The organism is Negadavirga shengliensis (assembly GCF_042652345.1).
GTDB classification, from domain to species: Bacteria; Bacteroidota; Bacteroidia; order Cytophagales; family Cyclobacteriaceae; genus Negadavirga; species Negadavirga shengliensis.
The window spans coordinates 32,048-59,024 of the sequence record NZ_JBHSJJ010000012.1; the positions used below are offsets into that span (position 1 = coordinate 32,048).

The window sequence follows — 26,977 nt, forward strand, 5'->3', positions numbered from 1 at the left end:
TAAGTAAATTCCATTCATTGATTTTTCCTCCCGTTTTTATTATTGCCCGTATCAAAACAAAGAGGGGAACTTTACAGGATCCGCCTCATGCATGATGGCATAGGCTTTTTCGATCACATCATCCACACTGGGTTTGGAAAAATAATCCCCATCTGAGGAATAGGCGGGACGATGCTCATTGGCGGCCAAGGTGGTGGGTTCCGCGTCCAGATAAAAGTAGGCTTTTTGTCCTTCTATGACCTGCTGCATCATAAATGCAGAGGCCCCTCCCGGAACATCCTCATCCGCAAAAATTACCCTGTTGGTTTTCTGAATGGATTTCAGAATGGTCTGATCCAGATCAAAAGGTATCAAGGTCTGAACATCGATCACTTCAAGTTCTATACCTACCGCGGCCAATTGCTGGGCAGCCTCCATTACTATCCTGCACATGGCCCCATAAGTCACGATGGTAATATCCGAGCCTTCCCTCAGTATTTCAGCTTTGCCCAAAGGCACTTTGAACGTACCTACGTTTGCCGGCATTTTTTCTTTCAGCCTGTACCCGTTCAATACCTCAATCATGAGGGCCGGCTCATCGGCTTCCATAAGGGTATTGTACATGCCCGCAGCTTGTGTCATATTCCTGGGAACACAAAGCAGTATACCCCGCAAACTGCTCAATATCATCCCTATCGGCGACCCCGAATGCCATACCCCTTCCAATCTATGTCCACGGGTCCTGATGATCAACGGCGCTTTTTGCCCGCCTTTGGTACGGTAATGCAGACAAGCCAGGTCATCGGATAAGGTCATCAAGGCATAAATGAGGTAATCCAAGTATTGTATTTCGGTGATGGGTCTTAGTCCCCTAAGCGCCGCACCTACTCCTTGACCAATGATAGAGACTTCCCTGATGCCGGTATCCGTAACCCGAAGTTCTCCATATTTCGCCTGAAGGCCCGCAAAAGCCTGGTTCACATCCCCTATTTTGCCCACATCCTCACCAATGGCAAACACCCTAGGGTCTCTCGCCAGCAGCGCATCAAAACACGCCCTGAGCACTTCCCTGCCATCCACCATAAGCGCTTCCTCCTCGTATTGCACGGGTTCCTCTTCAATAGCCGTGGCCTTAAACGCCGATTCACTGTAAAGATGACTGCTATACCGATCCTTATTCCGAAGTTGTTGTTCCTTATACCATTTTAGAAGCTCAGCTTTCACCTCCACTGGATCGTGCCGCATCAACAAAAGAACCTTTCTCACCGTGCTGATCACATCCATTCGAATAGGGTTCAGTGTTTGCTGAAGTTCCTGGGCGAGCTGACCCAACTCTTCCCGGTTCTGACCCTTACCTGCGGCCTTTCTTATCAGTTCCGCCGCGGCATCAAGTTCTTCCTTTATTGAGGAAGAGAAAGCTCTCCAAGCCTTTTCCTTACTCTCACGCACCTCTTTTTTTGTCTCTTGGTCGATCTTGTCAAGTTCTTCCGTGTCAGCAAAACCGTTTTCGATAATATATTTTCTGAACTGTGGGATACAGTCATATTCGGCTTCCCATTCCAATCTTTCTTTGGATTTATACCGCTCATGCGAACCGGAGGTTGAATGCCCTTGAGGTTGGGTCATTTCGGTCACATGGATCAACACGGGAACATGCTCTTCCCTGGCGATTTTGGCAGCCTTATGATACGTCCACATCAGCGCTTCATAATCCCAGCCCTTTACCACCAGAATCTCATAGCCCTGCTTATCGCCGTCTCTTCTAAAACCCTCCAACGCCTCCGAAATACTGGATTTGGTGATTTGAAAATCATTGGTAACGGAAATACCGTAGTCATCATCCCATACAGATATGATCATAGGAACCTGCAATACGCCGCCGGCATTGAATGTTTCAAAAAACATCCCCTCAGCCGTGGAGGCATTGCCAATGGTTCCCCACGCTATTTCGTTCCCTTTATTGGAAAATTCCTTGAACCCGTGCAAGGCTTCATTTTCTTTGTACAATTTGGAAGCATAAGCCAAGCCCACTAATTTGGGCATCTGCGCCGCTGTCGGTGAAATGTCCGCAGTGGCGTTTTTGATTTCCATCAGATTTCTCCACGTGCCGTCGGCATTCAGGGATCTGGTGGCAAAATGCCCGTTCATCAACCTGCCTCCGCTGGCTGGCTCCGCCTCCACATCCGCATGCGCATAAAGCTGGGCAAAATACTCCTGGACGGTAAGCTCGCCCACGGCAAACATAAACGTCTGGTCCCTGTAATACCCCGACCGGAAATCCCCCGGTTCAAAAAACCGCGCCATAGCAAGTTGCGCCAATTCCTTGCCATCACCAAAAATCCCGAATTTAGCTTTCCCCATGAACACTTCCTTTCTACCCATCAATGAGGCATGGCGACTCACCATAGCAGTCCGGTAATCTGCCAATACACGATCCTTGTCGTTTGTCACTGCTTTTTCTTCCGTCAATGTGGATATTTCTTCCGTGTTCATCAATTAAGCGCTTTTCGTAGGGGCAACCGCCAGTATTTCAAAAATACAGAAATTTGTCAGTATTCCCAATTTATAATAAGATATCTTTTTTATATAAAACAATAAAATTTTGACTGATGCTTACTATATTAAGGTATTCAAAATTTTATTCTGAAATAAAATTTAACTATCTTTCTATCCGTAAAATATCGGCCAATATATTAAAAATCCTTAGAATATAACAAAAATATTGCAGAGGACATGTAGATTTAGCTCTATATTAGTACTAAATAATTCTTTTTTTGAATTATTTAAATATAAATTTCCTTGATAATTAAAATTATAGAACAATTATTATAACATATTTAAAAGACCAAACCCAACCTTTAAAGTGCTATTATATTTGTGTTGCAAGTTAATCTAACCAAAAGATATTATGCTAATCGGTGTTCCAAAAGAAATTAAAAACAACGAAAACAGGGTAGCCCTTACGCCTGCCGGTGCGAAAGAGCTTGTAAAACAGGGCCATCAGGTTTACTTACAAGAGAATGCCGGCGCGGAGAGCGGATTTGGTAATGAACTGTACAGAAAAGCCGGCGCAACCATTCTGCCTTCGATCGAAGAGATTTACCGGGTGGCTGAAATGATCCTCAAAGTGAAAGAACCTATAGAACCGGAATATCCCCTTATACGGGAAAACCAGCTTCTCTTTACCTACTTTCATTTTGCCTCATATGAACCGTTAACCAAGGCTATGATCAACAGCAAAGCGGTGTGTCTGGCCTATGAGACCGTGGAAAAGGCCGACAGAAGCCTGCCGTTATTGATCCCCATGTCTGAGGTGGCCGGGAGAATGGCTGTGCAGAAAGGTGCCAATTATCTGGAAAAACCTTTGGGCGGACGTGGAATCCTTTTGGGAGGGGTGCCGGGCACGCTTCCGGCTAAAGTACTGATTTTAGGAGGGGGCGTAGTAGGCACCCATGCGGCGCTAATGGCAGCCGGCTTGGGAGCTGATGTCACCATCCTGGATGTTTCCTTGCCACGCATGAGGTACCTCGCTGATATGATGCCGCCCAATGTCAAAACCATGATGTCTAATGAATACAACATCAGAAAACTCATCCCCTCTGCTGACCTTATCATAGGGGCTGTCCTCATTCCGGGCGCCAAGGCTCCCCATCTCATCACCAGGGACATGTTGAAAGAGATGTTGCCCGGGACGGTATTGGTAGATGTGGCAGTGGATCAAGGGGGCTGCATAGAAACCTGCCAACCCACTACCCACGAAAATCCCACTTATGTTATCGATGGGGTTTTGCACTATTGTGTGGCCAATATGCCTGGAGCTGTCCCTTATACATCCACCCTGGCCCTGACCAATGCCACCCTTCCCTATGTTTTAGAGGTTGCTGAAAAAGGATGGAAAAATGCCGCCATCCAAAATCCCGAACTTCGTGCCGGGCTTAATATTATCGATGGCGAAGTGGTATATAAAGCCGTGGCCGATACTTTCTCTTTGGAATATGTTCCTGTCGAAAAGCACTTGTGAGCCGATGGCCTCATCAAAATGAGCCGTAGTAATCGAGGGGAAGGCACCCTCTACCCTATCAAAAACTGACAAAAATCAGTTTTTTCACTCAGATCCGTCATGAAATTTCAATTGGTATTTAAGGAGTTTTGTCCTGTAAATAAATCCCAACTTGATGATGAATGCTGATCTGATCCAAAAATACAATGTTCCTGCACCTAGATATACCAGTTATCCTCCTGTTCCTTTCTGGAACAATGAACTCAGCCACGAAAACTGGCCAAGGTTGTTTCAGAAAGCTTACCATGAATTCGGGGAAGAAGGCATAAGTCTTTACATCCACCTGCCCTATTGTGAAAGCCTCTGCACTTATTGCGGCTGTAACAAGCGGATAACAAAAAACCACCAGGTGGAACTGCCTTACATTTCCGCCATCGTCAAAGAATGGAACCTGTACCTTGACATGCTCCGGGATAAACCCAAATTGGCCGGAATTCATCTTGGAGGAGGTACTCCCACATTTTTCTCCCCCGCATCACTCAGCATGATGCTGAGGCACATACTTTCCACTTCTACCGTAGCGGAAACCGCGGAATTCAGTTTTGAGGGCCATCCGAACAATACTACTTATGAACATCTGGCCGTTCTAAACGGCTTTGGTTTTGACCGGGTAAGCTACGGTATCCAGGATTTTAACCCAAAAGTACAGGTGGCCATACACCGGATCCAACCTTATAAAAAGGTAGAAGAAGCTACCTCCAATGCCCGGGAGATAGGTTATAAGTCCATCAATTATGACCTCATATATGGTTTGCCCCATCAGACCCTGAAGACTTTAAAGGACACTATTGCCAAGGTCAACACACTCAGACCGGACAGAATCGCATTCTACAGCTATGCACACCTGCCTACAGTCTTCCCTTCCCAAAGAAGCTTCGAAAAACACCTGCCGAATGAACGCGAAAAGCGTGAACTTTATGAAAACGGAAAACTGTGGCTTAGCCAAATGGGGTATTATGACATCGGCATGGATCATTTTGCGCTGCAAAGGGATCCTCTTTTCAAGGCGAAAGAAACAAAAACACTCCATAGAAATTTTATGGGATACACCACTTCCCCTTCCAAAATATTGATCGGGTTGGGATGCAGCGCCATCAGTGACCTTTATTATGCCTATGGGCAGAATGAGAAGCATGTCGAGGATTATAAGACTGCCATTACAGACAGCCAGCTCCCGCTCATAAAAGGTCACACACTCAACCAAGAAGACATCTTGATGAAAAAGCTCATTATGGACTTGATATGCAACGGGGAGGCTGATTGGACACCAAACCTAACACCCCTGCCGGAGCCTGTGGCGGATAAACTCACAGAATTTAAAAATGAAGGCTTGCTGGACTTCTGCGAGCGGGGCATCAGGGTAAACGAACACGGAAAAACATTTATCAGAAACATCTGTATGGCCATTGACCCTTATTTCCAGACTCCCGCACACGCCAAACCTGTTTTCAGCAAATCCATATAAATAAGGGGATTAGGTTTAATGTTAAGTTTTTGTTAACTTAAAGCAACAATTACTTAACATTGGGATGAAAGCGGCAAAATTCGTCTTTTTGTACATGGGGCTCTTATTCGGCCTCCTGAACCACTCAAGGGCACAAATATATCCCAAAGAACTTTCCTTCTATCCCGAAATCCTGAAAACACACGGCCTGGAAGCCTATCCCGCCGATGACCCCTTTGTCTACCTCCAGTACCTAAGGCCGGAAAGTATGGTCAACAGCCATAAATGGCAGAGACTGATCAAAATATTGGATAAGAAATTTAAGAAAGAGAGGGGAACAGATTTTTTGCGTTATATTTTCTTTAAGACCCAGGAAATGGTCTTGCAGGACTATATGGTTTATGCCTCCTTTTCCGAAACACTTGCTGAAGGGAAATATGATTGTGTGACAGGATCAGCCGTATATGGGCTGCTGCTGAAAAGATATGGTTTTCCTTTTGACATCATAGAAACAGACAACCATGTTTTCGTTATCGTTTCCCGCGACGAAAAACACGACATTATATTCGAAAGCACCTGGAAAATTGACGGCTTTATCCATGCTGCTCATGAGGCAGAGCACTTTTTTTCCCAATTCACAGCCACCTCTTCGGTCTCTTCCAACGCCGAATCCACCTTGCATTTAGGAAACTTATCCCCGGCCCATTCAAAAAACAGCACTTTTAGAACCATTGGATTTAAAGAATTGAATGGATTACAGTTTTACAACGATGCCATCAAAAAATTTGAGGGCAGAGCCTATAAGGAAGCTTATTTTCAGATGAAAATGGCAGCTACCTGGTACCCTTCGGAAAGAATCCTACGCCTTCAGGCCTTGTTGAAGCAACTCAATGAGGAGCATCAATCACATAAGGTCATTTCCACAATACCTGATTCCGCTGCTCCCTGAACGGCCTCCACATCCACCTTCGGGCTGATGTAATGAATCCCAAGCCCCATGCCTCTGACGATAAAAAGGACCCCGATAAACATGGCAAAATAAGGAAGTGCCCGGCTTATCCTTTGTTTGAGCCGAAAACCGAATAAGTCTTTTGAAAACATCAGGGTGAGCATCACAGGTATGGTTCCCATTCCAAAAAAGAGCATATACAGAAAGCCGTAAAAAACACTTTGGAGGGCAAGGGTGGCCGCCAAAGCAATATATACCATACCGCATGGCAGCAGACCGTTCAGTAAACCCGAAACAAAATAAGCCTGGGAGCCCCCTTTCTTCAGGTACTTGCCCAATTTCAACTTCAAACGGTTCATTCCGCCAAAAATCCCCGAACCGGCAATGATTCTTTCTGACCTTTTATAAAATAGGGCCATCACCACGATCGCAGAGCCCATGAATATGGAAAAGAATTGCTGGAATCCGGTCAACGCCAACGAAAAACCGATCAAACCAATCAGCGCTCCCAGAGTGGCGTAAGTCAGGGTTCTGCCAAGATTGTAGGCCAGTTTATTCCCCGCAAACCTACTGCGGTCCTTTGCTGCCAATGTCATGGCAATCGGGCCGCACATGCCCAAGCAGTGGAATGAGCCAACCAAACCCAGTATAAAGGCTGTCCAAAGCATTTACAATTCTATTTTTTTCTCTTCAAAATATTCTTTGTCGCCTGCTGTCCAGGATAATTTGACACGCCAGTAGCCCGGTTTCAAACCCTTTAGGTCTAGCGAATTAGAGGAAGATCCATCTATTTTAACCTCTACTTTCCTGTCCAGACTGGCATCAGAAGGGCGAAAAAGATGCAGCTCTCCCAGGGCGCCCACGGGCAGATCAAGGTGCAACACCTTTCCATCGCGGTCAAATACCAGCGTTTCCCGGTCCAGGTGGACGGTATTGCTGACTTTATCGATGTGTTGCTGATACTTTATTTCCTCCTCATAATAATTGGCTGTCACCAAATGGAGATCATCCTGTTTCATACAGATGGTCACCATGGTCACCATGATCGTGGCAAACACCGCAAATACGATTACTATTCCTTTTCCCCAATCCATGCTGTCATTTATTTATATTTTAATAAGATGATGTGTTATAACTTTTAACTGCTTCCCGGCGCAAGGCAACGAGGTGAATCTTTTTATTGCCCACCACTGCTGGACATTGGCCCCATGAAGCTTGTTTTTATTTTGTCGATTACCTTGCCATCCTGCAAGAACAGTAACGTGATATTTTCCTGGGGGGCCTGAATGTTTTCTTTGTCCTTCACGATAAAGAACCTTCCTTCCAATTTGGTCTGTCCATCCAGCTTCCAGTCAGTAGCACCCACCACCTCAACGGTATATTGCGGATCTTCCGCCATGAGAGAAACCTCCTGCAACTGGAATGTCTTATTGATAATGGTGGTTTCATACAGATTGCTGATTTTTCCGCCCTCCCTTTCCTGGTAGGTCATACCCCTGAACCTGGTCACAGTCGCGCCCAGATCGTCCCGCGTAGCCAACAAGGTGACAAAGGCGCCGATCAGCAGGAGTAAAACGGCTGTATAGCCTTTAACCCTGGCGGTCATCAGTTTTTGGGTACCTTTTTTAATACTGGTTTCGGAAGCGTAACGGATCAGGCCTTTGGGCCGGCTTATTTTTTCCATGACATCGTCACAGACATCCATGCAAGCCGTGCAGTTGACGCATTCCATCTGAACCCCGTTTCGGATATCGATCCCCGTAGGACAGACCTGAACACATAAGGTACAATCCACGCAGTCCCCCAGTTTTTCCGCAACCGCCCTGTTTTTTCTGATGGGCCCGCGGGGCTCTCCCCTTACATAATCATAAGCCACATTGATGGAATTGTCATCGAGCATTACCCCCTGTAATCTTCCGTAGGGACATACTACAGTACAAGCCTGTTCTCTGAACCAAGCGAACACAAAAAAGAATATCCCTGTGAATGTCATTAACCCGATAAACCCTGCAAGGTTTTCCGTAGGCGGCTGCACTACAATTTCCTTTACCTTGTCAATCCCCACCAGATAGGCCATCACCACGTGTGAAATCAAAAGAGATATAAGAGCGAAAATCAGGTACTTGATCCCCTTCTTTCTGATTTTCTCACCATTCCACGGCATATGATTCAGCTTTCTTTGCTGGCCCGCATCCCCTTCTATCCAGTATTCTACTTTCCGGAAAACCATTTCCATAAACAAGGTCTGAGGACATGCCCATCCACAAAAGGCCCGGCCAAACACCACGGTAAACAAAATGACGAAGACAAAGAAAATCAGCAAAAGGAAAATCAACAGGTAAGTATCCTGCGGCCAAAATACCGCCCCGAAGACAATAAACTTCCGCTCGAATATGTTAAACAGCAACCAGGGTCTCCCTTCTATTTTTATAAAAGGCCCTGCGAACAAAAGGCCCAGTAATAACCAGGAAATGTAAGTTCTCCACTTATAGAATTTTCCCGATACTTTCTTGGGGTATATCCAATTCCTTTTACCGTCCTCTTTGACCGTGGCAAGAGCATCTCTGAATTTTTCCGGATCCGGATTTCCGTTTCTCATCGTCATTTTTCAATCAGCACTTTTGAACAGGGATGCTTGAAGAGAACTGCAAATTATCCCTGTTTTCAGGCTCATTCCAAAGATGCGGACTCCAAGCCAAGTTCATCTTCACCCAATGCATCGACAGGTTGTTCGATGGCAGATTCATACCGCTCTCCCTGAGGTTCCTTAGGATTGGCGGGAGTGGTGCCTTGCATGGTAAGTATGTAACTGGCCACCTGTTGCATCTGTTCAGGACTTAGCTGGTCATTCCAGGGGATCATCCCTTTTTCTACTACGCCATATTTGATGATTCTGAACACATCATTGATGGAACCGCCATGCAACCAATATTCATCGGTAAGATTAGGACCGACCCCGCCGCCGCCATCCGCGGCATGACAAGCAGCGCAGTTGCCTTCGTATAAGGTTTGACCAGCCTTTAGAGAAGGGCCTGAAGCATCAAACTGCACATTGGTTTCATCTATGCCGGTGAGGTTGAAGGCTTTTCTTTCCTCCTCCTGAAGGGCCGCCAGTCTAAGTTCTTCTTCGTATTCCTGAATCTGGGTCTTTCCGATCTGGAAAACCGAATAATTAAAGAAATAAACGATTCCAAAGGCTATGGTAGCATAGAAAAGCCACTTAAGCCAGGGAGGCATGAAATTGTCCAGTTCCACGATGCCGTCATAACTATGGTCCAATGCTATCTCTTTTTCCTCATCAATGGGTTTCATCTTACCCGAAACAAAACGTTCGTTGAACCTTTGCCACCAAGAGGGTGCTGTTTCCTCCGCGGAAGTGTTTTTTCTCAAAACAGACCTAAGAAATGATAATAAATATAGCATCACCAGCATCAGAAAGAGAATCAGGACGAGGGTCACGCCGATGATAACCAGCAGCACCATCTGGTTACGGTCCATTTCCTGAAGTTGGCTCACCCAGTTGATATCGGATTGTTGACCATAAACAGGCATTGCCAAAATCAGACACACCCATGTGATTAGAGACAACTTAAGCTTTTTCATGTGCAGTTTCATTTTGTGATTCATCATTTAATGGCATCCCTTTCATATGGTCAACGTATGGCTTATCCACCCTAAGCACCCACCAAAACATCCCCAGAAAGAACGCCACAAAGATGATTAATGAAATGATGGGATAGATTTCTATGTTTTCTATTGATCTTAATATTTCCTTATGCATGTCGAAGCTATTTATGGATTTGCAGCAGTCGTTTTTTTGATATCTGTACCCAGCCTTTGCAGGTAAGCGATGAGGGCTACGATTTCCGTGTCAGGTAATACCTCCACCCCGGAAGATTTTAGGCTGGCTACAATTTGCTCCGCCTGATACTGTAAATCATCCATAGCCACCTGATCATAGTCTTCAGGATAGGGAACACCCAGTTTCTTCATGGCACGGATTTTGGCCCCTACATTGCTATGATCCATCATGTTGGTAGCCATCCAGGGATACGGAGGCATAAGGGAGCCTGGGGACATGGTACGGGGGTCCACCATGTGATGATAATGCCAGCTATCAGGATACTTTCCCCCTACCCTTTGAAGGTCCGGACCGGTCCGTTTGGAGCCCCACAAGAAAGGTCTGTCGTAAACAAACTCCCCGGCTTTGGAGTATTCCCCGTACCTTTCTGTCTCAGAACGGAAAGGCCGGATCATTTGGGAATGACATCCCACACAACCGTTGGAGATGTACAGGTCTCTGCCCTGAAGTTCGAGAGGTGTATAGGGTTCCACGCTGCTAATGGTAGGCACGTTGGATTTGACAAGGATCGTCGGAACAATCTCGATCACACCTCCGATGAGAATAGCCACTGTCGCCAAGATGGTAAAGAAAACAGGCTTGCGTTCCCATGCCCTGTGCCAGAATTCCCCAGAAGTACTTACCTGTTTGGCCAGTGTCGGGGCCTCGTCCAATTCCTCCTCCTGAAATGCTCCTTGTCCGGCGGTTTTCACCAGGTTATATACCATCAGGATGGCACCACTGAGATAAAGCAGCCCCCCAAATGCCCTGAGCATGTACATAGGAACAATCTGGATAACCGTTTCAAGGAAATTAGGGTAAGCCAAACGGCCTGCTTCGCTGAACTCTTTCCACATCAGGCTTTGGGTAAGGGCTGCCACGTACATGGGAAGTGCATAAAATAGAATTCCAAGCGTCCCCAGCCAAAAATGGGTATTGGCCATTTTGACGGAGTATAACTTGGTTTTCCACATGCGCGGCCAAAGCCAATACAGCATGGAAAAGGTAAGAAAGCCGTTCCATCCCAATCCCCCAATGTGCACGTGTGCCACTATCCAATCCGTATAATGTGCGATGGCATTTACATTTTTTAGCGACAACAAGGGACCTTCAAAGGTAGCCATCCCGTAAGCAGTGACCGCCACCACCATGAACTTCAATACCGGATCCATCCTCACTTTGTCCCATGCACCCCTGAGCGTAAGGAGGCCATTGACCATCCCGCCCCAGGAAGGCGCTATTAACATGACAGAGAAGGCCACGCCAAGCACCTGGGCCCATTCAGGCAACGCCGTATATAACAAATGGTGAGGCCCGGCCCATATGTAAATGAAAATCAGTGACCAAAAGTGCACGATGGACAGCTTGTAGGAATAAACCGGCCTGTTGGCGGCTTTTGGGAGGTAATAATACATGAGGCCCAAAAACGGGGTGGTGAGGAAAAATGCCACGGCATTGTGTCCGTACCACCATTGCACCAAGGCATCCTGTACTCCTGCATAAGCAGAATAACTTTTGAAAAAGGAAACCGGCAATGCCAGTGAATTGAAGACATGCAGTACCGCTACCGTCACAAACGAGGCCAGGTAAAACCAAATGGCGACATACATGTGCTTCTCTCTCCTCTTCAGCAAAGTGCCGATCATATTGGCTCCGAAAGCCAACCAAACCACGGCTATGGCGATATCAATGGGCCACTCCAACTCCGCATATTCCTTGGAAGTAGTCAAACCCAATGGAAGGGTAATCACCGCTGATAAAATAATTACCTGCCATCCCCAGAAATGAAACCAGCCAAGGGATTTTTTCCACATAGGAGTTTTCAGCAAACGGGGCATGGAATAATATATTCCGGCAAATATAGCATTGCCAACGAAGGCAAAAATCACTGCATTCGTGTGCAAAGGCCTGATCCTTCCAAAGGTCGTATAAGGGTTACCTAAATTCGCCTCCGGCAGAAAGAGCTGTGTGGCAGCGATCACGCCGATCAACATCCCGGCAAGCCCCCAGATAATCGTGGCAGCCCCGAAATATTTTACGATCTTATTGTCGTAACTGAACTGTTCCAGTGTTGTTCCTGACATGTTACTATGATTTATGGATTGTTTTTTTTGGTTTTCTTTTTTACTTTTTCATCAAAGAGCATCCGGATCGATGGGGTGCAGTTGTCGTCAAATTGCCCATCTCTCATCGCCCGGAAAAAGAGCCACATAAAGCCAGAGGCCATTGCCAAGCTTATTCCGATCAATATGAATATCACTTCCATCTTCAAAACACTTTACTTTTTAATCCATTTTTATAGGCTTTGTAATTGGTCACCAACGTGGTAAACAATATGACAGAGATGCTGCTGGCGGGCATGAGAACAGCGCAAAAAAGCGGACTTACCAAACCCTGTACGGCAAAATAGACGCCTACGAGATTATAGGTAAAGCTGAGGCCGAAACTGGCTTTAATGATGTTTCGGCTGGTTTTTGCAAAGCGCAGAAAAGCCGGGAGTTTATGAATAGCCGAGGCATCCATGATCCCGTCGCTGGCAGGAGAGAAGTGCGATACATTATCAGTGAGCGCTATTCCAACTTCACTTTCCCTTAGAGCTCCTGCATCATTCAAGCCATCTCCTATCATAAGCGGCTTGGCTCCCCACTTACGCATTTCCCGAATATACTGAAGCTTGTCAACCGGTCCCTGGTGAAATCTCATACGGATTCCTGGTCCGAATACCCTTTTCAGGCTCTCCCTTTCATGATCATGATCTCCCGATAGAATATGGATCTGGTGATCCTCTTTAATGCTGGCCACTATCCTTTCAATCCCCTTCCTAAGACCGCTTTCTATGATAAAATACCCCAATAATATTCCCTCAACGGTAAAATAAACCAGGTTGCCATTGGCAGGAGTAGGTACAGGAATCACGCCGGTAAATTCAGCAGAGCCAAGGCAAAACTGCTGGTCCTTGTAGATAGCCAGCAATCCCTTGCCGGAAAATTCCTGTATTTCCGTAAGTCTAACGGCCTTTACCCCTTCCAGCCATCTGTTGATCCGGTTACTTAAAGGGTGGACGGAATGGGAAACGATACCTTTGAGTATGGATTGACTTTCCGCAGAAAGTTCCACCCCCGCATAATTTATAGACGCCTCAGATGGATCGGTAAGGGTGCCGGTCTTGTCAAAAACAACGGTATCCAATTTTGCCATTTTTTCGATGACATGGGCGTTTTTCAGGTATAATTTCCCATGCCCAAACACACGCTGCGTATTGCCCAGTGTGAAGGGCGTGGACATGGCCAAAGCACAGGGGCAGGTGATGATGAGCACCGCTGTAAAGGCCTTTATCCCCATGGAAAAATCACTGAAACTCCAGAAGACCAATGCCGAAACGGCAATCAACAATACCGTCAAGGTAAATTTGCCACTGATCTGCGTGGCAAGAGAAGCCAATGAGCCTGATTCCTCTTTTTTATCAAAGGCATCATTGTTCCACAAATCGGTCAAATAGCCCTGAGAAGGCAATTTCTGGACAACCAAGACAACCGGTCTTCCTTTCTGTCTGCCTCCGGCAAATATCAGTTCTCCCTTTTTTTTCACCACAGGCACTTCCTCTCCCGTGACAAAACTATAATCTATATGGGCATCCCCTTCCACCAAAATACTGTCCGCAGGGATAAGCTCCTCATTCCTCACTACGATCACATCCCCAACCTTAAGTTTGATCAGGGCGACGACCTCTTCATCATCATTCACTATTTTCGTGACTGCTATAGGAAAATAGGATTTATAATCCCTGTCAAAAGAAAGCGCGTCATAGGTTTTTTGTTGGAAAAGCTTGCCTATCAGCAAAAAAAACAGCAGTCCACCCAAGGTATCCATATAACCTTCCTGGCCCAGGATAAAAATCTCATATAAACTGTAGGTGAAGAGCGTGACGATTCCCAGGGCAATGGGCACGTCCATATTGACAGCCCTTTGTCTTAAGGAAAACCATGCGGATTTGTAATAATCCGTAGCGGCATAAAAAAAAACCGGCAAAGCCAATATCACATTGAGGTAATTGAACAGGCGTTTAAACCCATCCCCCATTAATTCTGCCTCCGAAAAATATTCCGGCAAGCTGAAAAACATCATATTGCCGAAACAAAATCCCGCCACTGCTAATTTATAAATCAGTTGGCGGTCGGCCCTCGCAGCCGGTCTGTGGTCAACATCCGCCAGGTTGATCTCGGGTTCGTAGCCGATTTTGGAAAGCAATAAGACCACCTCCTTCAGGGATATCCGATCCCGTTGGAATTTGACCTGAACTTTTTTCTTTATAAAATCCACTCTCGCCGCCACAATACCCTCGTGAAGCTTGTTGAGGTTCTCCAGCAGCCAAATACAGGAAGCACAATGGATCAAAGGGATATGAAAGGTTATATGTATCTCATCCTCATCCCGGTAATCTACCAGTTTTCCCTCTACATCCCTGTCATCAAGATAGTCGAACCGATTGCTTCTGTCAGAAGCATTTTTTCTGTTGGTACCTGGAGCATCCGCTATATCATAATAATTGCACAGGTCATTTTCCTGTAAAACCTCGTATACCAGCCGGCAACCTGAACAGCAAAATTTTTTCCCGTTAAAATGAAGGAATTCATCCCGGCAGGGTTCTCCACAGTGATAGCAGGTAGCCGTTTCCTTATCTGTCGCTATTTTATTGATCCTTGACATTTGGCAAGCAAGTTAGTCCCGTGAAACAGCTAAAAACATGACGAAAGTCAGTAAATAATATGATTTAAATCGACAAATAGAAAGAGAGCCTGTCATACCACATACCTCCTTTATAAAAATGAAAAAGTACTTTGGCGAGGTCTGCCTGGTTATTTTTGGTGGTGACCAGCAAGGTACACCGGTGTTTTACGGCGTATGACCAAAAATCCCCGATCCGGTTAAAATTGAACTTGATAAAAGAGGTCTCCGCCGTGTGCGTATTGACCAACTGGATGATCTCCTGCTCTTCTTTCAATTTGGATTTGGGAATAAATGAGGGGGAAATGATGGTGGCTTTGCTTTGGGTGATATTATCGGCAAAAAGCATAAGAAAATTCCTGATCAGATTGGCGGATGCAGGGGTACCGTCATAATGGAACAAAAGACTCTCAAAAGAAAGCTCACAGTCGTATAACAAAACAGGCACCCGGCAGGGAAAATTTTCTAATGCTTTAGGCTTTTCCAGTCCATGTAGCCAATCCAAAACTTTTGGCAAATGGGCGGTGTACAAGGTCGGAATATTCTGGCCATAATGCCTATGCATTTTTGCTTTGCCGTTTTTGTCGATGATGTATCCAAATCCTTCCGGTAGTTTCTCACAAAAATGCGTGGTGATGATTTCTTCCGGAAAAGCGAAGCTTGCAGTATTTTCCAACTTCTCTTGCATTGGTTTAACTTTTTTTACAAAGCTAATGCAAGGGTTCTTCTCCCAAATTGACATTCAGAAGGTCCAAACATGATTTAAGTCATGTTTTAAATCAAAACAAAGCCTTTATGGAAATCTATTGGGAAGATAACCCGTTGTCCCATTGAGGGTTTGCAAAAAAATAAAAGTAAAAAAACCTACAGTAGAAAGAACATATGTCTTGAATCTCAAAATGACTTTTTAAGATTTCAATATGTTCTTTTTTACCCAATCCACCTCTTCCCTTCTTATAGTATGCAGCGTATCCTCAAAAATCATGGTCTTTACATCCGCCCCCATATCTTCCAATAAAGCTGCCGATGCTTTGATTCTGGCAAGAGGAACGTGGACATCCCTATGACTTGCTCCTATAAAAACGGGGGTATTATCAAATTCGCCTTTATATTTACTTTCTTTCAAATCTTCACCGATCAACCCGCCAGTGAATGCGACTACCCCTCCATATCTCCGGGCATGCCTTGCCACATAGTCCAAACACAAACACGCACCCTGTGAAAATCCTACAAAATAAATACGCTCACTTTCTTTTCCCGCCTCCATCACACCATGGACGATTCTGTCTATAGTGGCAAGCGAACGGCTCAAATAAGGTTCATTCTCTTTTTCCGGAGCCATAAAACTGTAAGGGTACCAAGTGTGATCGGGGGCTTGGGGCGCCAATAGGGCATACTCCTCAAGACCAAGGACTTCTTTTAGGGTTAAAATACTATGTGCGTCGGCACCTCTACCATGAAGCATGATAACCGCCCTCTCCGCATATTCCATGTTTTGTCCCGCCAATGTGACTTCCTCCATAATCAACCTATTTTATAATTCAATTTTACCTCCGGCAGTTGCCTTTCGATGAGGTCCTTTTGGGGCAGAGCCCAGTCCGGCAACTTCAGCTTTTCACCCAGATGAGCCACCTCCTCATCAATGGCAAAACCCGGGCCGTCGGTAGCCACCTCAAAGAGTATGCCGCCCGGCTCCCTGAAATATATTGACTTAAAGTAATTGCGGTCCTTCACAGAAGTAACCTGCTGTCCATAATCCAACAACTTATGCTGCATTTCTGACTGTGTATCGGTATTGTCCGTTCTAAAAGCGATATGGTGTACCGTTCCGGCACTCTGAATGGACCTGCCCTCGGGATCATTGAGAACGATGTCCAGGATTTCTCCTGGCTGTTCATCCACCACATATCTAAACCGGCCGTTGTCTTCTGCAAGCAAACGGTAATCCAACACATTGGTCAGCAATTCCGCGGTCAAGTCTTTGGCCCGCAGATTCAAAGTAGCCCCATAAAAGCCTTTAATGGCAAACCCGGCGGGAATACTTTCAGGCGCCCAGCCTTTCCGGCTGTCTGTTTCATTGGCCACCAGTTCTATTCCCAAACCATCGTGGTCTTCAAAACGAATCAACCGGTCGCCAAACCTTTCCAGTGTATCAGAAATGCTGATGCCAAAACCTTTCAGCCTCTCCCTCCAATAAGGCAGCGCATCCTTGGCGACTGAAAATGCCGTATAGGTCATTTCTCCTACACCTTTTCTTCCCCTCTTCGCCCCGTCAAAAGGAAAAAAAGTCAGGACGGTACCGGGAGAACCCACTTCGTCACCAAAATAAAAATGGTAAACGTTGGGTGCGTCAAAATTGATGGTCTTCTTCACCAGACGCAGACCCAAAACCTGTGTGTAAAAGTCCACGTTCCTCTGAGGATTGCTTGCAATGGCCGTGATATGATGAATGCCTCTGATTAACTTTTCCATGAGTGTCGATGTTTAAACAGCAGAACCGGGCCCGAACCGGAATATCCGGAGCCTGGTCCTGCCTGAAAGTAAACAATTATTTACTGTTTTACCAATTGCACGCTGGCCAATAGCCTGACCTCGTCACCTACGACCACACTTCCTGCCTCTGTGACAGCAGACCAGGTAAGTCCAAACGCTTTTCTGCTGATTTTTCCCTGTAGGTCAAATCCCGCCTTAACCTGTCCATAACCGTCTTCGGCCACACCACCCCACTCAGCTTCAAGTTCCACAGGCTTGGTAATGTCCTTGATGGTCAAGTCTCCCAAAACTTTGTATCCTGAACCGTTTTTTGTAAGCCTGGCATTGGAAAGTCTCAGGTGGGGATGTTTCTCCGCATCAAAGAAATCAGCTGATTTCAAATGGGCATCCCTGTCGCTTTGGTTGGTATCAATGCTGCTCACCTCTGCTTTAAAGTCTATTTTGGCATCGGAAAAATCATCCGATCCGACTTCAGCCACGCCTTCAAATTCCCTGAAATAGCCGGTTACGGTGGAAATCACCAGGTGTTTCACTTTGAACGAAACCTCTGAATGGGTGGGGTCAATAATCCATTTCGTAGTACTCATAATTGTTGAATTTAATTTGTTATTTAAATCAGTTTGAAATTTATTACTGTTAAAACATTAATTGTCTATACATATATTTAGGTAAAATTTTTTAGCCCCTCAATTTATCCAACAGGTCATTAAGGAGCTCCACTTCTTTTTCATTAAGATGGATGACTGATCTATTGAACTCATTCACACTGTCTTCTAACGCTTCCAATAATTTAAGCCCTTTTTCCGTGATCGTTACGTCAACCTGTCTTCGATCAGCGGGGCACTCCCTTCTTTCGACCAGATGCTTTATTTTCAGTTTTTCCACCAACCTTGAGGCATTGCTCATTTTGTTGAGCATCCTGTCCTGTATGGAAGACACTGTAGTGGGAACCGGATGCTGTCCCCGCAATATTCTTAATACATTGTACTGTTCCGGAGAAAGATCATTAGGCTTGAAGATCCTGCTTTGACGGGTGACGATATAACTATGGGTATACAATAGATTCACTACCGCTTTGTTATAATTGTCTTTAAACGTCTTCTGCTTGATCGCTTCCTCAATTTTCATGATCACTGTCAAATGTATTTAATGTATATACAATTAATTGATCGAAAAAGTTTTCATATTTGGAATTTTTTTTCATTTTTTTTTTCATGCGCGGTGATTAAGCAGGGGAATCATCCAGAAATTGCCGGATCAGCACATTCACTTCCCCGGGTTTTTCAATACTGATGCTATGGCCAGAACCGGGCAATACGTGCAGTTTGGAATCGGGTATGGCCATTTGCAGGTACTTTGCTTTTTCGGATTTGGTGGCTACATCCTCATCTCCTACAATTATCATCACGGGACACCGGATACCCCTGACTTCTTCCTCAATCCCTTTCCGTTCCATCACGGCCTTAAAAGAATGATGCATCGATTTGCTGTTTCCGCCCAATTGCTGACGCCAATATTTATAGGCCTGCCGGTTTTCAGTGCTCTTTATCCAGCTTTCGGCAAAAAGTACCTCCATTAACTTGGCTGTAACCAAAGGAATGAAGCCAAACCATTTAATCAAGCCGTTCAAAAACCGGTATTTAGGCAGGTTTTCCACCGGTTCGGGACTCGCAGAGGTTTCCATCAAAACCAAGGTTTTAATTTTGTCCGGATACCTGGCTGCCAGCCGTAGTCCAATAAATCCTCCCATTCCCAAACCCACAAAATGTACTGCTTTGCCAGCAAGCTTGTCAATGATTTCCACGGCGTCCTCCGTAAGGGCATCCAATGAAAAATCTCCGTCAGCACACCCACTTTTTCCCTGGCCCCGGTGATCATATGCGATAACGGTATATCCCTCTTTAAATTCCCGTATTTGCTTTTCAAACATCATATGGCTCCAAAAGAGACCATGGGAAAAAAGAATCACTTCCCCGCCAGCGCCTTCTTGGATATAAAACAGTTGGGCTCCTTTTATTTGAATGTATGGCATTTTTAAAAACCTTGCTCGATCGTGAATGATTTCTTTTATATAGATCGTTGCATGAAACGGGCCAACCTTCCAAAATCAGGTCCTGAGAATTTCCATGGTCTTCGCCTTGAGGATACTCAGGCTGTTCATCCATCCCAACAGCACCGTCACTGCAGTGATCAGAGCAAACACTAGCAATAAGGGTACCCATTCCATCCTAAAAGGTATTTCAAACACATAGATACTGAGAAGCGCGGATGCCAAAAGTGATAACAAAACCCCTCCTCCTGCGGCCAAACTACCTAAAAACAGGTATTCCAACGTATTGATCACCAACAGTATTTTTTTTCTCGCCCCAAGTGTTTTCAATAGGACATTTTCCCGGATCCTTTGGTATTTGGAAATCAGCAGTGAACTGATCAGCACCAAAAGCCCGGTCATTATGCTAAACAGGGCCATGAACTGTATCACAAAACTGATCTTTCCTAAAATCTCTTCCAGCGTATCCACGATCATGGCCAGGTTAATCACCGATATGTTGGGAAAATCCCTCACAATCCTGTTCTGCACCGATGCTGCCTGAAAATCATCCTTGGTTTTAGTGACCAATACATGGAATTTGGGAGCATTTTCCAGAACCTTATCCGGAAACACAACCAAAAAATTGGTGGATACCTGTCGGAAATTGACATCCCTAAAGCTCCCGACATAGGTCTTCAGGGGCCTTCCCTGCACATTGAACAGGATCTCGTCCCCTAAAGCCAATCTATGCCTTTCTGCGTATCCCGTTTCCAGGGAAACAAAAATGCTGTCCCCCGGATTTTCAACCGCTTTCAAAGCCCCAGCGGTAATTCTTTCCGAACTGATAAGGCTATCTCTGTACGTCACCCTGAATTCCCGGTTATACAGGGATCTGGACCTTCTTTGCTCCTCATCCAATGCCTCATTTTCCTTTTTATTAATGCCGTTGATGGCGTCTAATGACATGGTCACTATCGGTACTTGCTGCAATATCGGCAAGCCTTCTTCTTTCAGCCTTTCTTTCACGGGATTCACCTGATTGCTTTGAATATCAAAAAACAACATATTAGGCTGATCCTCTTTATCGGCAAACCTGACTTCATTCAGCAGCTGATTTTGTACAAAAAACAGGGTTCCGATCATGGCGGTGCCCAGGCCTATGGTGGCCAAAAGGGAGACGGTTTGATTGTTGGGCCTGTATAAATTTGCCAGGGCTTGTCTGATCGGATATAACAGTGCGACAGGAAGAAATCTCCGGATTCCTCCCATGAGTGCCACCGCCAACAGCCACAGTATCAAAAAGGCAAATACCACGAAGCCGGTGAACCACAGCGTCTGTAACCAGGTTCCTAAGAGAAAATAGCTGAAGAATACCATAAAGGCGACGATAACCGCTATCACCATCCAGCGTATAGGGTCTCTGGTAAAAGCCACTGTACCCTCTTCGGGTCTCAACGTCATCATCGGCGACACTGTCCTTATTTTTAACAACGGGATCAGGGCAAACAAAAGCGAAATAAGCGTACCGGTAAAAGTCCCCATGAATACGGCCTTCCAGGAAACGGAAACGCTGACCTCCACAGGCAAAAAATCGCTGAAAACAGAAGGCAGTATATATTGTAACAGCACGCCGCCAGCTGCTCCAAGAATAGACCCAATCAGCCCCATTACCAAAATCTGGACCATATATATACCCAATATACCTTTGGACTGAACTCCCAGACATCGTAACACGGCAACCGCGGGCAGTTTTTCTTTTACAAATACGTTTACGGCACTCGCCACCCCCACGCAGCCGAGCAGGACGGCGATAAATGCTACCAAGCTCAAAAAATTGGAAAGGTTCTGAAATGATCTGCCGGTAGAGGCTTTACGGGATTCCACTGTCTCATGGCGGATGTTGGCCTCTTCCCACTGTTCTTTGTTAGCCTCCACCAACACATCGACGGACTTATCCTCCTTTAAACGAAAATAATGGACATAATTGACCCTGCTGCCATACTGAATGAGTCCAGTCTCTTCCAGTTGATCCATCGGGATATACACAGCCGGCGCCACTGTGGCGGCGATACCGGTTTGTCCAGGCACCTTTTGAAGCTCTCCTACGATTTCCAACGTGATGTTTCCCACCTTAATGGAATCGCCGACTTCCGCATCAAACTGCACCATCAACGTTTTTTCCACCAAGGCCCTTTTACCTCCCAGCCGGAATACCTGATCCCCTTCCCGGGGGATGGTTTCCAACCTGCCATAAAAAGGAAAACCGCCTTTCAACGCCCTTACCTGCGTAAGCCTGCTCTCTTCCTTTCCCGAAAAGACCACCATCGAAGCAAAGTTGATTTCCATGGCGCCGGAGGTGGCCATTGTGTCCACGGCTGCGGGCAGATCAAAGGGCTGGTTTTTGCTTAATACCAGATCGGCTCCGAGCAGTTCCTTGGCCTGGTCGTCAATGTCGCCACGCAGATTGTCCCCAAAGGAAGTAACGGCCACCAGGGCAGCGATTCCCACAATAATGGCGGCGACGAAAAGCACCAGCCGCCCACCTGTCTTCCGCAAGTCCCGGCGGGCCATCAAAACCGACCATCGCCAATCAGCCACTGACCACCTCCTGTATTTTTCCTCCTTTTATATGTATGGAATGTCGGGTTCTTGACGCCAGTTCCAGATCATGGGTTACCAATATCAGCGTGGTTCCCTCATCTTGATTGAGGTTAAAGATAAGGTTTTCCACCAGTTCGCCTGTTTCCGTATCCAAATTCCCGGTGGGCTCATCCGCAAACAGGATTTTGGGTTCATTGGCAAATGCACGGGCTATAGCCACCCGCTGCTGCTCCCCCCCTGACAACTGGCTGGGATAGTGGGTAGTCCTATCCTGAAGCCCGACCTTTTCCAGAAGTTCATTGGCTTTTTTTCTTGCATCCTTTCTGTTTTTGAGTTCCAGCGGAACCATTACGTTCTCCAATGCCGTCAAAGTCTGCAAAAGCTGAAAGTTTTGAAAAATAAATCCCACATATTGATTGCGCAAAGCTGCCCGGCTGTCTTCGTCCAAACTTTCCAATGAGTAGCCATCCAGGCGGACACTCCCCGAAGTGGCCACATCCAGTCCGGCGCATAAGCCGAGAAGGGTGGTTTTCCCACTACCGGAAGGCCCCACAATAGAAAGGCTGTCTCCATAGGCCACCTCAAAATTAACATTATCCAATATGGTCAGCTTTCTGTTGCCGCTTTGGTAGGTTTTTGTTAAATTTTCGACTTTTAAAATGCTCATTGTATTCCGGGGTAAAAATGTTTCTTTCAAAGCTAACAAAAACACACCTGTAATTAGTTTAATAATATGAGGAAACGCTAAAAACATTTGTCCATCGTTGGGGAGAAAACACAAAATGAAAAACAAACAAGTGATACGATCTTTTTGGACCCTGCTGCTGCTGTCATCCTTCTTCTGTTGTTCGGAAAAGAAAAACACCGGAACCCTTGTCCGTGAGGAAGCCTCCGACAGAATCCGCCAAGAAAATGAAAAACTGATTTTGTTTTTTGGGAACAGTCTCACCGCCGGTTACGGAATCGACGAAGAGGACGCTTTTCCTGCCCTCATCCAAGATAAAATTGACAGCTTGGAGCTTGATTACCGTGTCATCAACGGCGGGCTCAGTGGAGAAACCACGGCAAGTGGCTTAAACCGGCTTGACTGGTTTCTGGAAGAGCAACCCTATATTTTCGTGCTTGAACTTGGGGCCAATGACGGCCTCAGGGGGATAGCCCTTACCGAAACCAGAAAGAACCTAAATGCTATCATTGAAAAGGTCAAGACAAGCTATCCTGATACTAAAATACTTTTGGCGGGCATGCAAATCCCTCCCAATATGGGGCCGGAATATACGGCTTCGTTCCGATCCATGTACGGAGAAATAATGACCCAACAAGAGGTTGGGCTTATTCCTTTCCTTTTGGAAGGTGTCGCTGGAAACCCTGATCTTAATTTGCCGGACGGCATACACCCCACGGAAGAGGGTCATCGCATTGTGGCAGAAACGGTATGGAAACAGCTTTATCCGCTATTATAAGGACGTTTCCTGAAATTTGCATTATTCGGTCAATGGCCCTTCTCTCAGATATCCAGTAATACAGAAAGCATAATAGCGTTTTTATATATCAAAATTTTAACTTACTTTTTGCCCAAAATAAAAAGATTTAAAAAACATGAGCATTCATATACAGACTTCCACAGAGGAATATGACGTAATCATCGTAGGTTCAGGAGCAGGAGGAGGCATGGCATCCAAAGTCCTGTCCGAAGCCGGTCTGACTGTGGCAGTGGTAGAAGCAGGAGCGGATTTTGATCCGGCCAAAGAAGAGCATAGAACACAATTAAGATACCCATGGGAATCCCCAAGAAGGGGAGCTGGTACCGTCAGACCGTTTGGAGATTTTGATGCGGCCATAGGAGGCTGGGATATAGAGGGGGAGCCCTACACCCGTGGAAGTGGAAGCGAATTTGATTGGTTCAGATCCAGAATGCTTGGCGGAAGAACCAATCATTGGGGAAGGATTTCCCTCAGATTTGGTCCATTGGACTTCAAAAGAAAAGAACTGGATGGATTGGGGGATAATTGGCCCATCGGCTATGAAGATGTTAAGCCGTATTATGACAAAGTAGACAAACTCATTGGTGTTTTTGGTTCCAAAGAAGGGATCAACAATGAACCTGACGGTTTTTTTCTTCCTCCACCCAAACCGAGACTCCATGAGCTGTATATAAAGAGAGGAGCCGATAAGATCAACATTCCTGTCATTCCTTCGAGGCTCTCCATTCTTACCCGTCCGGTTAATGATGAACGGGGTGTTTGCTTTTTCTGCAGCCAATGTAACCGGGCCTGTCAGGTCTACGCTGACTTCTCATCAGGTACCTGTCTGGTAAAGCCTGCCATGAAAAAAGGAAAGGTGGACCTGTACACCTTTGCCATGGTGCGGCAAGTCACTACCAATGACAGGGGCGAAGCCACAGGCGTCTCTTATATCAGCAAGCTTGACATGCAGGAGTACAAACTTAAGTCCAGGGTAGTTGTACTCGGAGCTTCTGCATGCGAGTCAGCCCGCATCATGCTCAATTCCAAATCAAAAACCCATCCGCAGGGCTTGGGCAACTCATCAGGTATTGTGGGAAGGTATCTTCACGATTCCACCGGAGCAGACAGGATGGGAATCTTGCCAGAAATGATGGACAGGGACCGATATAATGAAGATGGTGTAGGCGGCATGCATGTGTATACACCTTGGTGGCTGAATGAAAAAAACCTTGATTTTGCAAGAGGTTACCATATAGAATACTGGGGGGGTATGGGTATGCCGTCCTATGGATTTGGCGGCGGCATGGATACCATGAGAAAATATGTGAAAGACGAATTCGGCAATCCCGGTCCAAGCGGAGGATATGGTGAAGGATTGAAGAATGATATCCGGAAATTTTACGGAAGTACCGTAGGCATGTCGGGAAGAGGAGAAAGCATACCTCAATATGACAATTACTGTGAGATCGACAACCAGGTGGTAGACAAATATGGTATTCCTGTATTGAAATTCCATTACAAATGGACGGATCAGGAATTAAAACAGGCCAAGCACATGCACGATACTTTTGAAGAAATCCTCACGAATATGGGTGCCATTTTGCTGGGCAATAAGCCGGGACCTGAAAACCAATACGGTCTCCATAAACCAGGCAGAATTATCCATGAGGTTGGCACCACCCGCATGGGCGATGATCCCAATACTTCCGTATTGAATCAATATTCCCAAGCACATGACTGCAAAAACCTTTTTGTGGTGGATGGCGGCCCGTTCGTTTCCCAGGCAGACAAAAACCCGACCTGGACCATCTTGGCCCTGTCTTGGAGAACCTCTGAGTACATCATCGAAGAATTGAAAAAGAAAAACATATAAGACAACAAAAGGCTATGAACAGAAGAGAAAATTTAAAGCTGTTGTTTACCGGTTCCTTGGCTTCCGGCTTCCTTTTTACGGGCTGCGGTCCGGAAACCAAAGACATCCCACACGAACCAAAAATCGGTGAGTTTGGCAGCTATGGAAGAACTCCTGAAGAAATTCTCCACAATGAAAGATTAAAATCAGAGACTTTTTTCACCGAGGAAGAAAGGAAAAAACTTGACCTGCTGGTAGATATCATCATTCCGGCAGACGATGTCTCGGGCAGTGCCACAGATGCCGGAGTGCCTGACTTCATCGAATTCATGATGAAAGACATCCCCTCCTACCAAACCCCGATGCGGGGAGGATTATTTTGGCTGGACCATCGGGCTGATGAGCTATTCGGAGAAAAATTCCTTGATATTTCAAAGGATCAGCGGATTCAGATCATCGATGAAATCGCCTATCCCGATAAGGCCATACCGGAAGTAGAAAGCGGAGTAAGATTTTTCAATATGTTGAGAAACCTGACTGCAACCGGTTTTTTCACCAGTGAGGAAGGGTTCAAGGATCTCGGGTATGTCGGCAACCGGCCCAATGCATGGGATGGTGTACCTGAAGAAGTGCTGTCCAAGCACGGACTTGAAAATGATCCCAAATACAAAGATATTTATTTGGACGTATCCACGAGGGGGACCATAGCCCAGTGGGACGATGAAGGTAATCTTATAGGATAAAAGTGCCCGCCTTTCATAAAATTGGAGCCGGCTTGCGTGAAGGTTTCTCATAGGTATTCGCGCAGGCGCTTCCTTTCCCCAAAACCCTTATAGATATGCATGTTAAAGTCTATATCCTATTTGCCGGCTTGATTCTTCTTAACGGGATCTCCGGTTACACGCAAACCATATCGCTTTATAATGGCAAAGATCTGGACGGCTGGCATGTGGATGTTCCTGAAATGGATAACAACCCTGATGTTCCTAACCCATTTATCATCCGAAAAGGCAGGCTGGTATCTTTAGGAAAACCACTGGGTCACTTGATTACTGATAAAGAGTACGGCAATTACCGGATAGTGGCCGAGTACCGGTTCCCGGGCGAGCCGGGAAACTGCGGGATATTGGTGCACGCCTCAACCCCAAGAGCCTTGTACGACATGTTTCCTCAATCTATAGAAGTCCAGATGATGCATGAAAATGCCGGTGATTTCTGGTGCATCGTGGAAGACATCGAAGTTCCGGATATGGAAGCAAGAAGGGGTCCTAAAGAAGATTGGGGCATCACGGAAGGGAAAAACCGCAGAATTCTCAATCTTACCGACAATTCGGAAAAGCCGCTGGGAAAATGGAACAGGATGGTTATCGAATGCCTGGAAGACCGCATTAAAGTATGGGTAAATGGGGACTTGGTGAATGAAGGGTTCAATGCCACGGCTATCAAAGGACAAATCGCCGTTCAAGCGGAAGGAGCGGAAGTTGAATTCCGAAAACTCACATTGACCCCTATCGACAAGCTTTCCCCCTGATTAT

24 protein-coding genes are annotated in these 26,977 nt (G+C 45.9%); 7 read left to right on the plus strand and 17 right to left on the minus strand.

Annotated features, from left to right (window positions below; all coding sequences use genetic code 11):
• Window positions 1-51: 51 nt before the first annotated feature.
• A complete protein-coding gene (locus tag ACFPFU_RS18315) occupies window positions 52-2,472 on the minus strand; it encodes an alpha-ketoacid dehydrogenase subunit alpha/beta (protein ID WP_377066748.1) in 2,421 nt (806 codons plus the stop codon).
• A 415-nt stretch (window positions 2,473-2,887) separates the two neighbouring features.
• Between ACFPFU_RS18315 and ald the strand changes: the two genes are divergently transcribed.
• The 3 genes from ald to ACFPFU_RS18330 all read left to right on the plus strand — a co-directional run bounded on the left by ald (window position 2,888) and on the right by ACFPFU_RS18330 (window position 6,432).
• Window positions 2,888-4,000: an alanine dehydrogenase gene (ald, locus tag ACFPFU_RS18320; protein WP_377066750.1), complete on the plus strand. Its 1,113-nt coding sequence runs from the start codon at window positions 2,888-2,890 to the stop codon at window positions 3,998-4,000.
• 154 nt (window positions 4,001-4,154) lie between these two features.
• Window positions 4,155-5,504 (plus strand): oxygen-independent coproporphyrinogen III oxidase, encoded by a 1,350-nt coding sequence (hemN, locus tag ACFPFU_RS18325; RefSeq protein ID WP_377066752.1) that lies wholly within the window; start codon window positions 4,155-4,157, stop codon window positions 5,502-5,504.
• Between the two features lie 64 nt (window positions 5,505-5,568).
• Window positions 5,569-6,432 (plus strand): hypothetical protein, encoded by an 864-nt coding sequence (locus ACFPFU_RS18330; protein ID WP_377066754.1) that lies wholly within the window; start codon window positions 5,569-5,571, stop codon window positions 6,430-6,432.
• Here ACFPFU_RS18330 and ACFPFU_RS18335 read toward each other — a convergent pair.
• The 16 genes from ACFPFU_RS18335 to ACFPFU_RS18410 all read right to left on the minus strand — a co-directional run bounded on the left by ACFPFU_RS18335 (window position 6,384) and on the right by ACFPFU_RS18410 (window position 22,791).
• Window positions 6,384-7,100 (minus strand): sulfite exporter TauE/SafE family protein, encoded by a 717-nt coding sequence (locus tag ACFPFU_RS18335; protein ID WP_377066756.1) that lies wholly within the window; start codon window positions 7,098-7,100, stop codon window positions 6,384-6,386. The genes ACFPFU_RS18330 and ACFPFU_RS18335 overlap by 49 nt on opposite strands.
• Entirely contained in the window at window positions 7,101-7,526 is a 426-nt protein-coding gene (locus tag ACFPFU_RS18340; protein ID WP_377066758.1) for a FixH family protein, read from the minus strand.
• An 83-nt stretch (window positions 7,527-7,609) separates the two neighbouring features.
• Window positions 7,610-9,037: a cytochrome c oxidase accessory protein CcoG gene (gene ccoG / locus ACFPFU_RS18345; protein WP_377066760.1), complete on the minus strand. Its 1,428-nt coding sequence runs from the start codon at window positions 9,035-9,037 to the stop codon at window positions 7,610-7,612.
• 65 nt (window positions 9,038-9,102) lie between these two features.
• Window positions 9,103-10,035 (minus strand): cbb3-type cytochrome c oxidase N-terminal domain-containing protein, encoded by a 933-nt coding sequence (locus tag ACFPFU_RS18350; protein ID WP_377066762.1) that lies wholly within the window; start codon window positions 10,033-10,035, stop codon window positions 9,103-9,105.
• Entirely contained in the window at window positions 10,022-10,213 is a 192-nt protein-coding gene (locus tag ACFPFU_RS18355) for a cbb3-type cytochrome c oxidase subunit 3 (protein ID WP_377066764.1), read from the minus strand. The genes ACFPFU_RS18350 and ACFPFU_RS18355 overlap by 14 nt, the downstream gene beginning before the upstream one ends.
• Window positions 10,214-10,224: 11 nt before the next feature.
• Window positions 10,225-12,357, minus strand: a complete 2,133-nt coding sequence (gene ccoN, locus ACFPFU_RS18360; protein ID WP_377066766.1) for a cytochrome-c oxidase, cbb3-type subunit I — start codon at window positions 12,355-12,357, stop codon at window positions 10,225-10,227.
• A gap of 11 nt (window positions 12,358-12,368) precedes the next feature.
• Complete coding sequence (gene ccoS, locus ACFPFU_RS18365; protein WP_377066768.1) at window positions 12,369-12,539, minus strand: cbb3-type cytochrome oxidase assembly protein CcoS; 171 nt, start codon at window positions 12,537-12,539, stop codon at window positions 12,369-12,371.
• 2 nt (window positions 12,540-12,541) lie between these two features.
• Window positions 12,542-14,980: a heavy metal translocating P-type ATPase gene (locus tag ACFPFU_RS18370; protein WP_377066770.1), complete on the minus strand. Its 2,439-nt coding sequence runs from the start codon at window positions 14,978-14,980 to the stop codon at window positions 12,542-12,544.
• A gap of 64 nt (window positions 14,981-15,044) precedes the next feature.
• A complete protein-coding gene (locus ACFPFU_RS18375) occupies window positions 15,045-15,686 on the minus strand; it encodes a hypothetical protein (protein ID WP_377066772.1) in 642 nt (213 codons plus the stop codon).
• A gap of 219 nt (window positions 15,687-15,905) precedes the next feature.
• The gene (locus ACFPFU_RS18380; protein WP_377066774.1) at window positions 15,906-16,520 is read right to left on the minus strand and encodes an alpha/beta hydrolase; all 615 of its coding nucleotides are present in this window, start codon (window positions 16,518-16,520) and stop codon (window positions 15,906-15,908) included.
• Between the two features lie 2 nt (window positions 16,521-16,522).
• Window positions 16,523-17,470 (minus strand): ring-cleaving dioxygenase, encoded by a 948-nt coding sequence (locus ACFPFU_RS18385; RefSeq protein WP_377066776.1) that lies wholly within the window; start codon window positions 17,468-17,470, stop codon window positions 16,523-16,525.
• 80 nt (window positions 17,471-17,550) lie between these two features.
• Window positions 17,551-18,078 carry a YceI family protein gene (locus tag ACFPFU_RS18390; protein WP_377066778.1) on the minus strand — a complete coding sequence of 176 codons (528 nt, stop codon included), beginning with the start codon at window positions 18,076-18,078 and terminating at the stop codon, window positions 17,551-17,553.
• Between the two features lie 91 nt (window positions 18,079-18,169).
• Window positions 18,170-18,619 (minus strand): MarR family winged helix-turn-helix transcriptional regulator, encoded by a 450-nt coding sequence (locus ACFPFU_RS18395; protein WP_377066780.1) that lies wholly within the window; start codon window positions 18,617-18,619, stop codon window positions 18,170-18,172.
• Between the two features lie 97 nt (window positions 18,620-18,716).
• Window positions 18,717-19,523 (minus strand): alpha/beta fold hydrolase, encoded by an 807-nt coding sequence (locus ACFPFU_RS18400; protein WP_377066782.1) that lies wholly within the window; start codon window positions 19,521-19,523, stop codon window positions 18,717-18,719.
• Window positions 19,524-19,598: 75 nt separating this feature from the next.
• Window positions 19,599-22,094, minus strand: coding sequence for an ABC transporter permease (locus tag ACFPFU_RS18405; protein WP_377066987.1), 2,496 nt, complete (start codon window positions 22,092-22,094; stop codon window positions 19,599-19,601).
• A 19-nt stretch (window positions 22,095-22,113) separates the two neighbouring features.
• Window positions 22,114-22,791 carry an ABC transporter ATP-binding protein gene (locus ACFPFU_RS18410; RefSeq protein WP_377066784.1) on the minus strand — a complete coding sequence of 226 codons (678 nt, stop codon included), beginning with the start codon at window positions 22,789-22,791 and terminating at the stop codon, window positions 22,114-22,116.
• 115 nt (window positions 22,792-22,906) lie between these two features.
• On the opposite strand from ACFPFU_RS18410, the gene ACFPFU_RS18415 reads away from it, so the two are divergent.
• The 4 genes from ACFPFU_RS18415 (at window position 22,907) to ACFPFU_RS18430 (ending at window position 26,973) form a co-directional block, all read left to right on the plus strand.
• On the plus strand, window positions 22,907-23,587 hold the full coding sequence (locus tag ACFPFU_RS18415; RefSeq protein ID WP_377066786.1) for an arylesterase: 681 nt from the start codon (window positions 22,907-22,909) through the stop codon (window positions 23,585-23,587).
• Between the two features lie 136 nt (window positions 23,588-23,723).
• The gene (locus ACFPFU_RS18420; RefSeq protein WP_377066788.1) at window positions 23,724-25,463 is read left to right on the plus strand and encodes a GMC oxidoreductase; all 1,740 of its coding nucleotides are present in this window, start codon (window positions 23,724-23,726) and stop codon (window positions 25,461-25,463) included.
• Window positions 25,464-25,477: 14 nt separating this feature from the next.
• Window positions 25,478-26,185, plus strand: a complete 708-nt coding sequence (locus ACFPFU_RS18425; RefSeq protein ID WP_377066790.1) for a gluconate 2-dehydrogenase subunit 3 family protein — start codon at window positions 25,478-25,480, stop codon at window positions 26,183-26,185.
• 95 nt (window positions 26,186-26,280) lie between these two features.
• Window positions 26,281-26,973 (plus strand): 3-keto-disaccharide hydrolase, encoded by a 693-nt coding sequence (locus ACFPFU_RS18430; protein WP_377066792.1) that lies wholly within the window; start codon window positions 26,281-26,283, stop codon window positions 26,971-26,973.
• Window positions 26,974-26,977 lie beyond the last annotated feature (4 nt).

Excerpts from the sequence above, each read along its gene's own strand:
- ACFPFU_RS18315 (WP_377066748.1), bottom strand. The coding sequence starts at position 2,472 with ATGAACACGGAAGAAATATCCACATTGACGGAAGAAAAAGCAGTGACA.
- ald (WP_377066750.1), top strand. The coding sequence starts at position 2,888 with ATGCTAATCGGTGTTCCAAAAGAAATTAAAAACAACGAAAACAGGGTA.
- hemN (WP_377066752.1), top strand. The coding sequence starts at position 4,155 with ATGATGAATGCTGATCTGATCCAAAAATACAATGTTCCTGCACCTAGA.
- ACFPFU_RS18330 (WP_377066754.1), top strand. The coding sequence starts at position 5,569 with ATGAAAGCGGCAAAATTCGTCTTTTTGTACATGGGGCTCTTATTCGGC.
- ACFPFU_RS18335 (WP_377066756.1), bottom strand. The coding sequence starts at position 7,100 with ATGCTTTGGACAGCCTTTATACTGGGTTTGGTTGGCTCATTCCACTGC.
- ACFPFU_RS18340 (WP_377066758.1), bottom strand. The coding sequence starts at position 7,526 with ATGGATTGGGGAAAAGGAATAGTAATCGTATTTGCGGTGTTTGCCACG.
- ccoG (WP_377066760.1), bottom strand. The coding sequence starts at position 9,037 with ATGACGATGAGAAACGGAAATCCGGATCCGGAAAAATTCAGAGATGCT.
- ACFPFU_RS18350 (WP_377066762.1), bottom strand. The coding sequence starts at position 10,035 with ATGAAAAAGCTTAAGTTGTCTCTAATCACATGGGTGTGTCTGATTTTG.
- ACFPFU_RS18355 (WP_377066764.1), bottom strand. The coding sequence starts at position 10,213 with ATGCATAAGGAAATATTAAGATCAATAGAAAACATAGAAATCTATCCC.
- ccoN (WP_377066766.1), bottom strand. The coding sequence starts at position 12,357 with ATGTCAGGAACAACACTGGAACAGTTCAGTTACGACAATAAGATCGTA.
- ccoS (WP_377066768.1), bottom strand. The coding sequence starts at position 12,539 with ATGGAAGTGATATTCATATTGATCGGAATAAGCTTGGCAATGGCCTCT.
- ACFPFU_RS18370 (WP_377066770.1), bottom strand. The coding sequence starts at position 14,980 with ATGTCAAGGATCAATAAAATAGCGACAGATAAGGAAACGGCTACCTGC.
- ACFPFU_RS18375 (WP_377066772.1), bottom strand. The coding sequence starts at position 15,686 with ATGCAAGAGAAGTTGGAAAATACTGCAAGCTTCGCTTTTCCGGAAGAA.
- ACFPFU_RS18380 (WP_377066774.1), bottom strand. The coding sequence starts at position 16,520 with ATGGAGGAAGTCACATTGGCGGGACAAAACATGGAATATGCGGAGAGG.
- ACFPFU_RS18385 (WP_377066776.1), bottom strand. The coding sequence starts at position 17,470 with ATGGAAAAGTTAATCAGAGGCATTCATCATATCACGGCCATTGCAAGC.
- ACFPFU_RS18390 (WP_377066778.1), bottom strand. The coding sequence starts at position 18,078 with ATGAGTACTACGAAATGGATTATTGACCCCACCCATTCAGAGGTTTCG.
- ACFPFU_RS18395 (WP_377066780.1), bottom strand. The coding sequence starts at position 18,619 with ATGAAAATTGAGGAAGCGATCAAGCAGAAGACGTTTAAAGACAATTAT.
- ACFPFU_RS18400 (WP_377066782.1), bottom strand. The coding sequence starts at position 19,523 with ATGCCATACATTCAAATAAAAGGAGCCCAACTGTTTTATATCCAAGAA.
- ACFPFU_RS18405 (WP_377066987.1), bottom strand. The coding sequence starts at position 22,094 with ATGGCCCGCCGGGACTTGCGGAAGACAGGTGGGCGGCTGGTGCTTTTC.
- ACFPFU_RS18410 (WP_377066784.1), bottom strand. The coding sequence starts at position 22,791 with ATGAGCATTTTAAAAGTCGAAAATTTAACAAAAACCTACCAAAGCGGC.
- ACFPFU_RS18415 (WP_377066786.1), top strand. The coding sequence starts at position 22,907 with ATGAAAAACAAACAAGTGATACGATCTTTTTGGACCCTGCTGCTGCTG.
- ACFPFU_RS18420 (WP_377066788.1), top strand. The coding sequence starts at position 23,724 with ATGAGCATTCATATACAGACTTCCACAGAGGAATATGACGTAATCATC.
- ACFPFU_RS18425 (WP_377066790.1), top strand. The coding sequence starts at position 25,478 with ATGAACAGAAGAGAAAATTTAAAGCTGTTGTTTACCGGTTCCTTGGCT.
- ACFPFU_RS18430 (WP_377066792.1), top strand. The coding sequence starts at position 26,281 with ATGCATGTTAAAGTCTATATCCTATTTGCCGGCTTGATTCTTCTTAAC.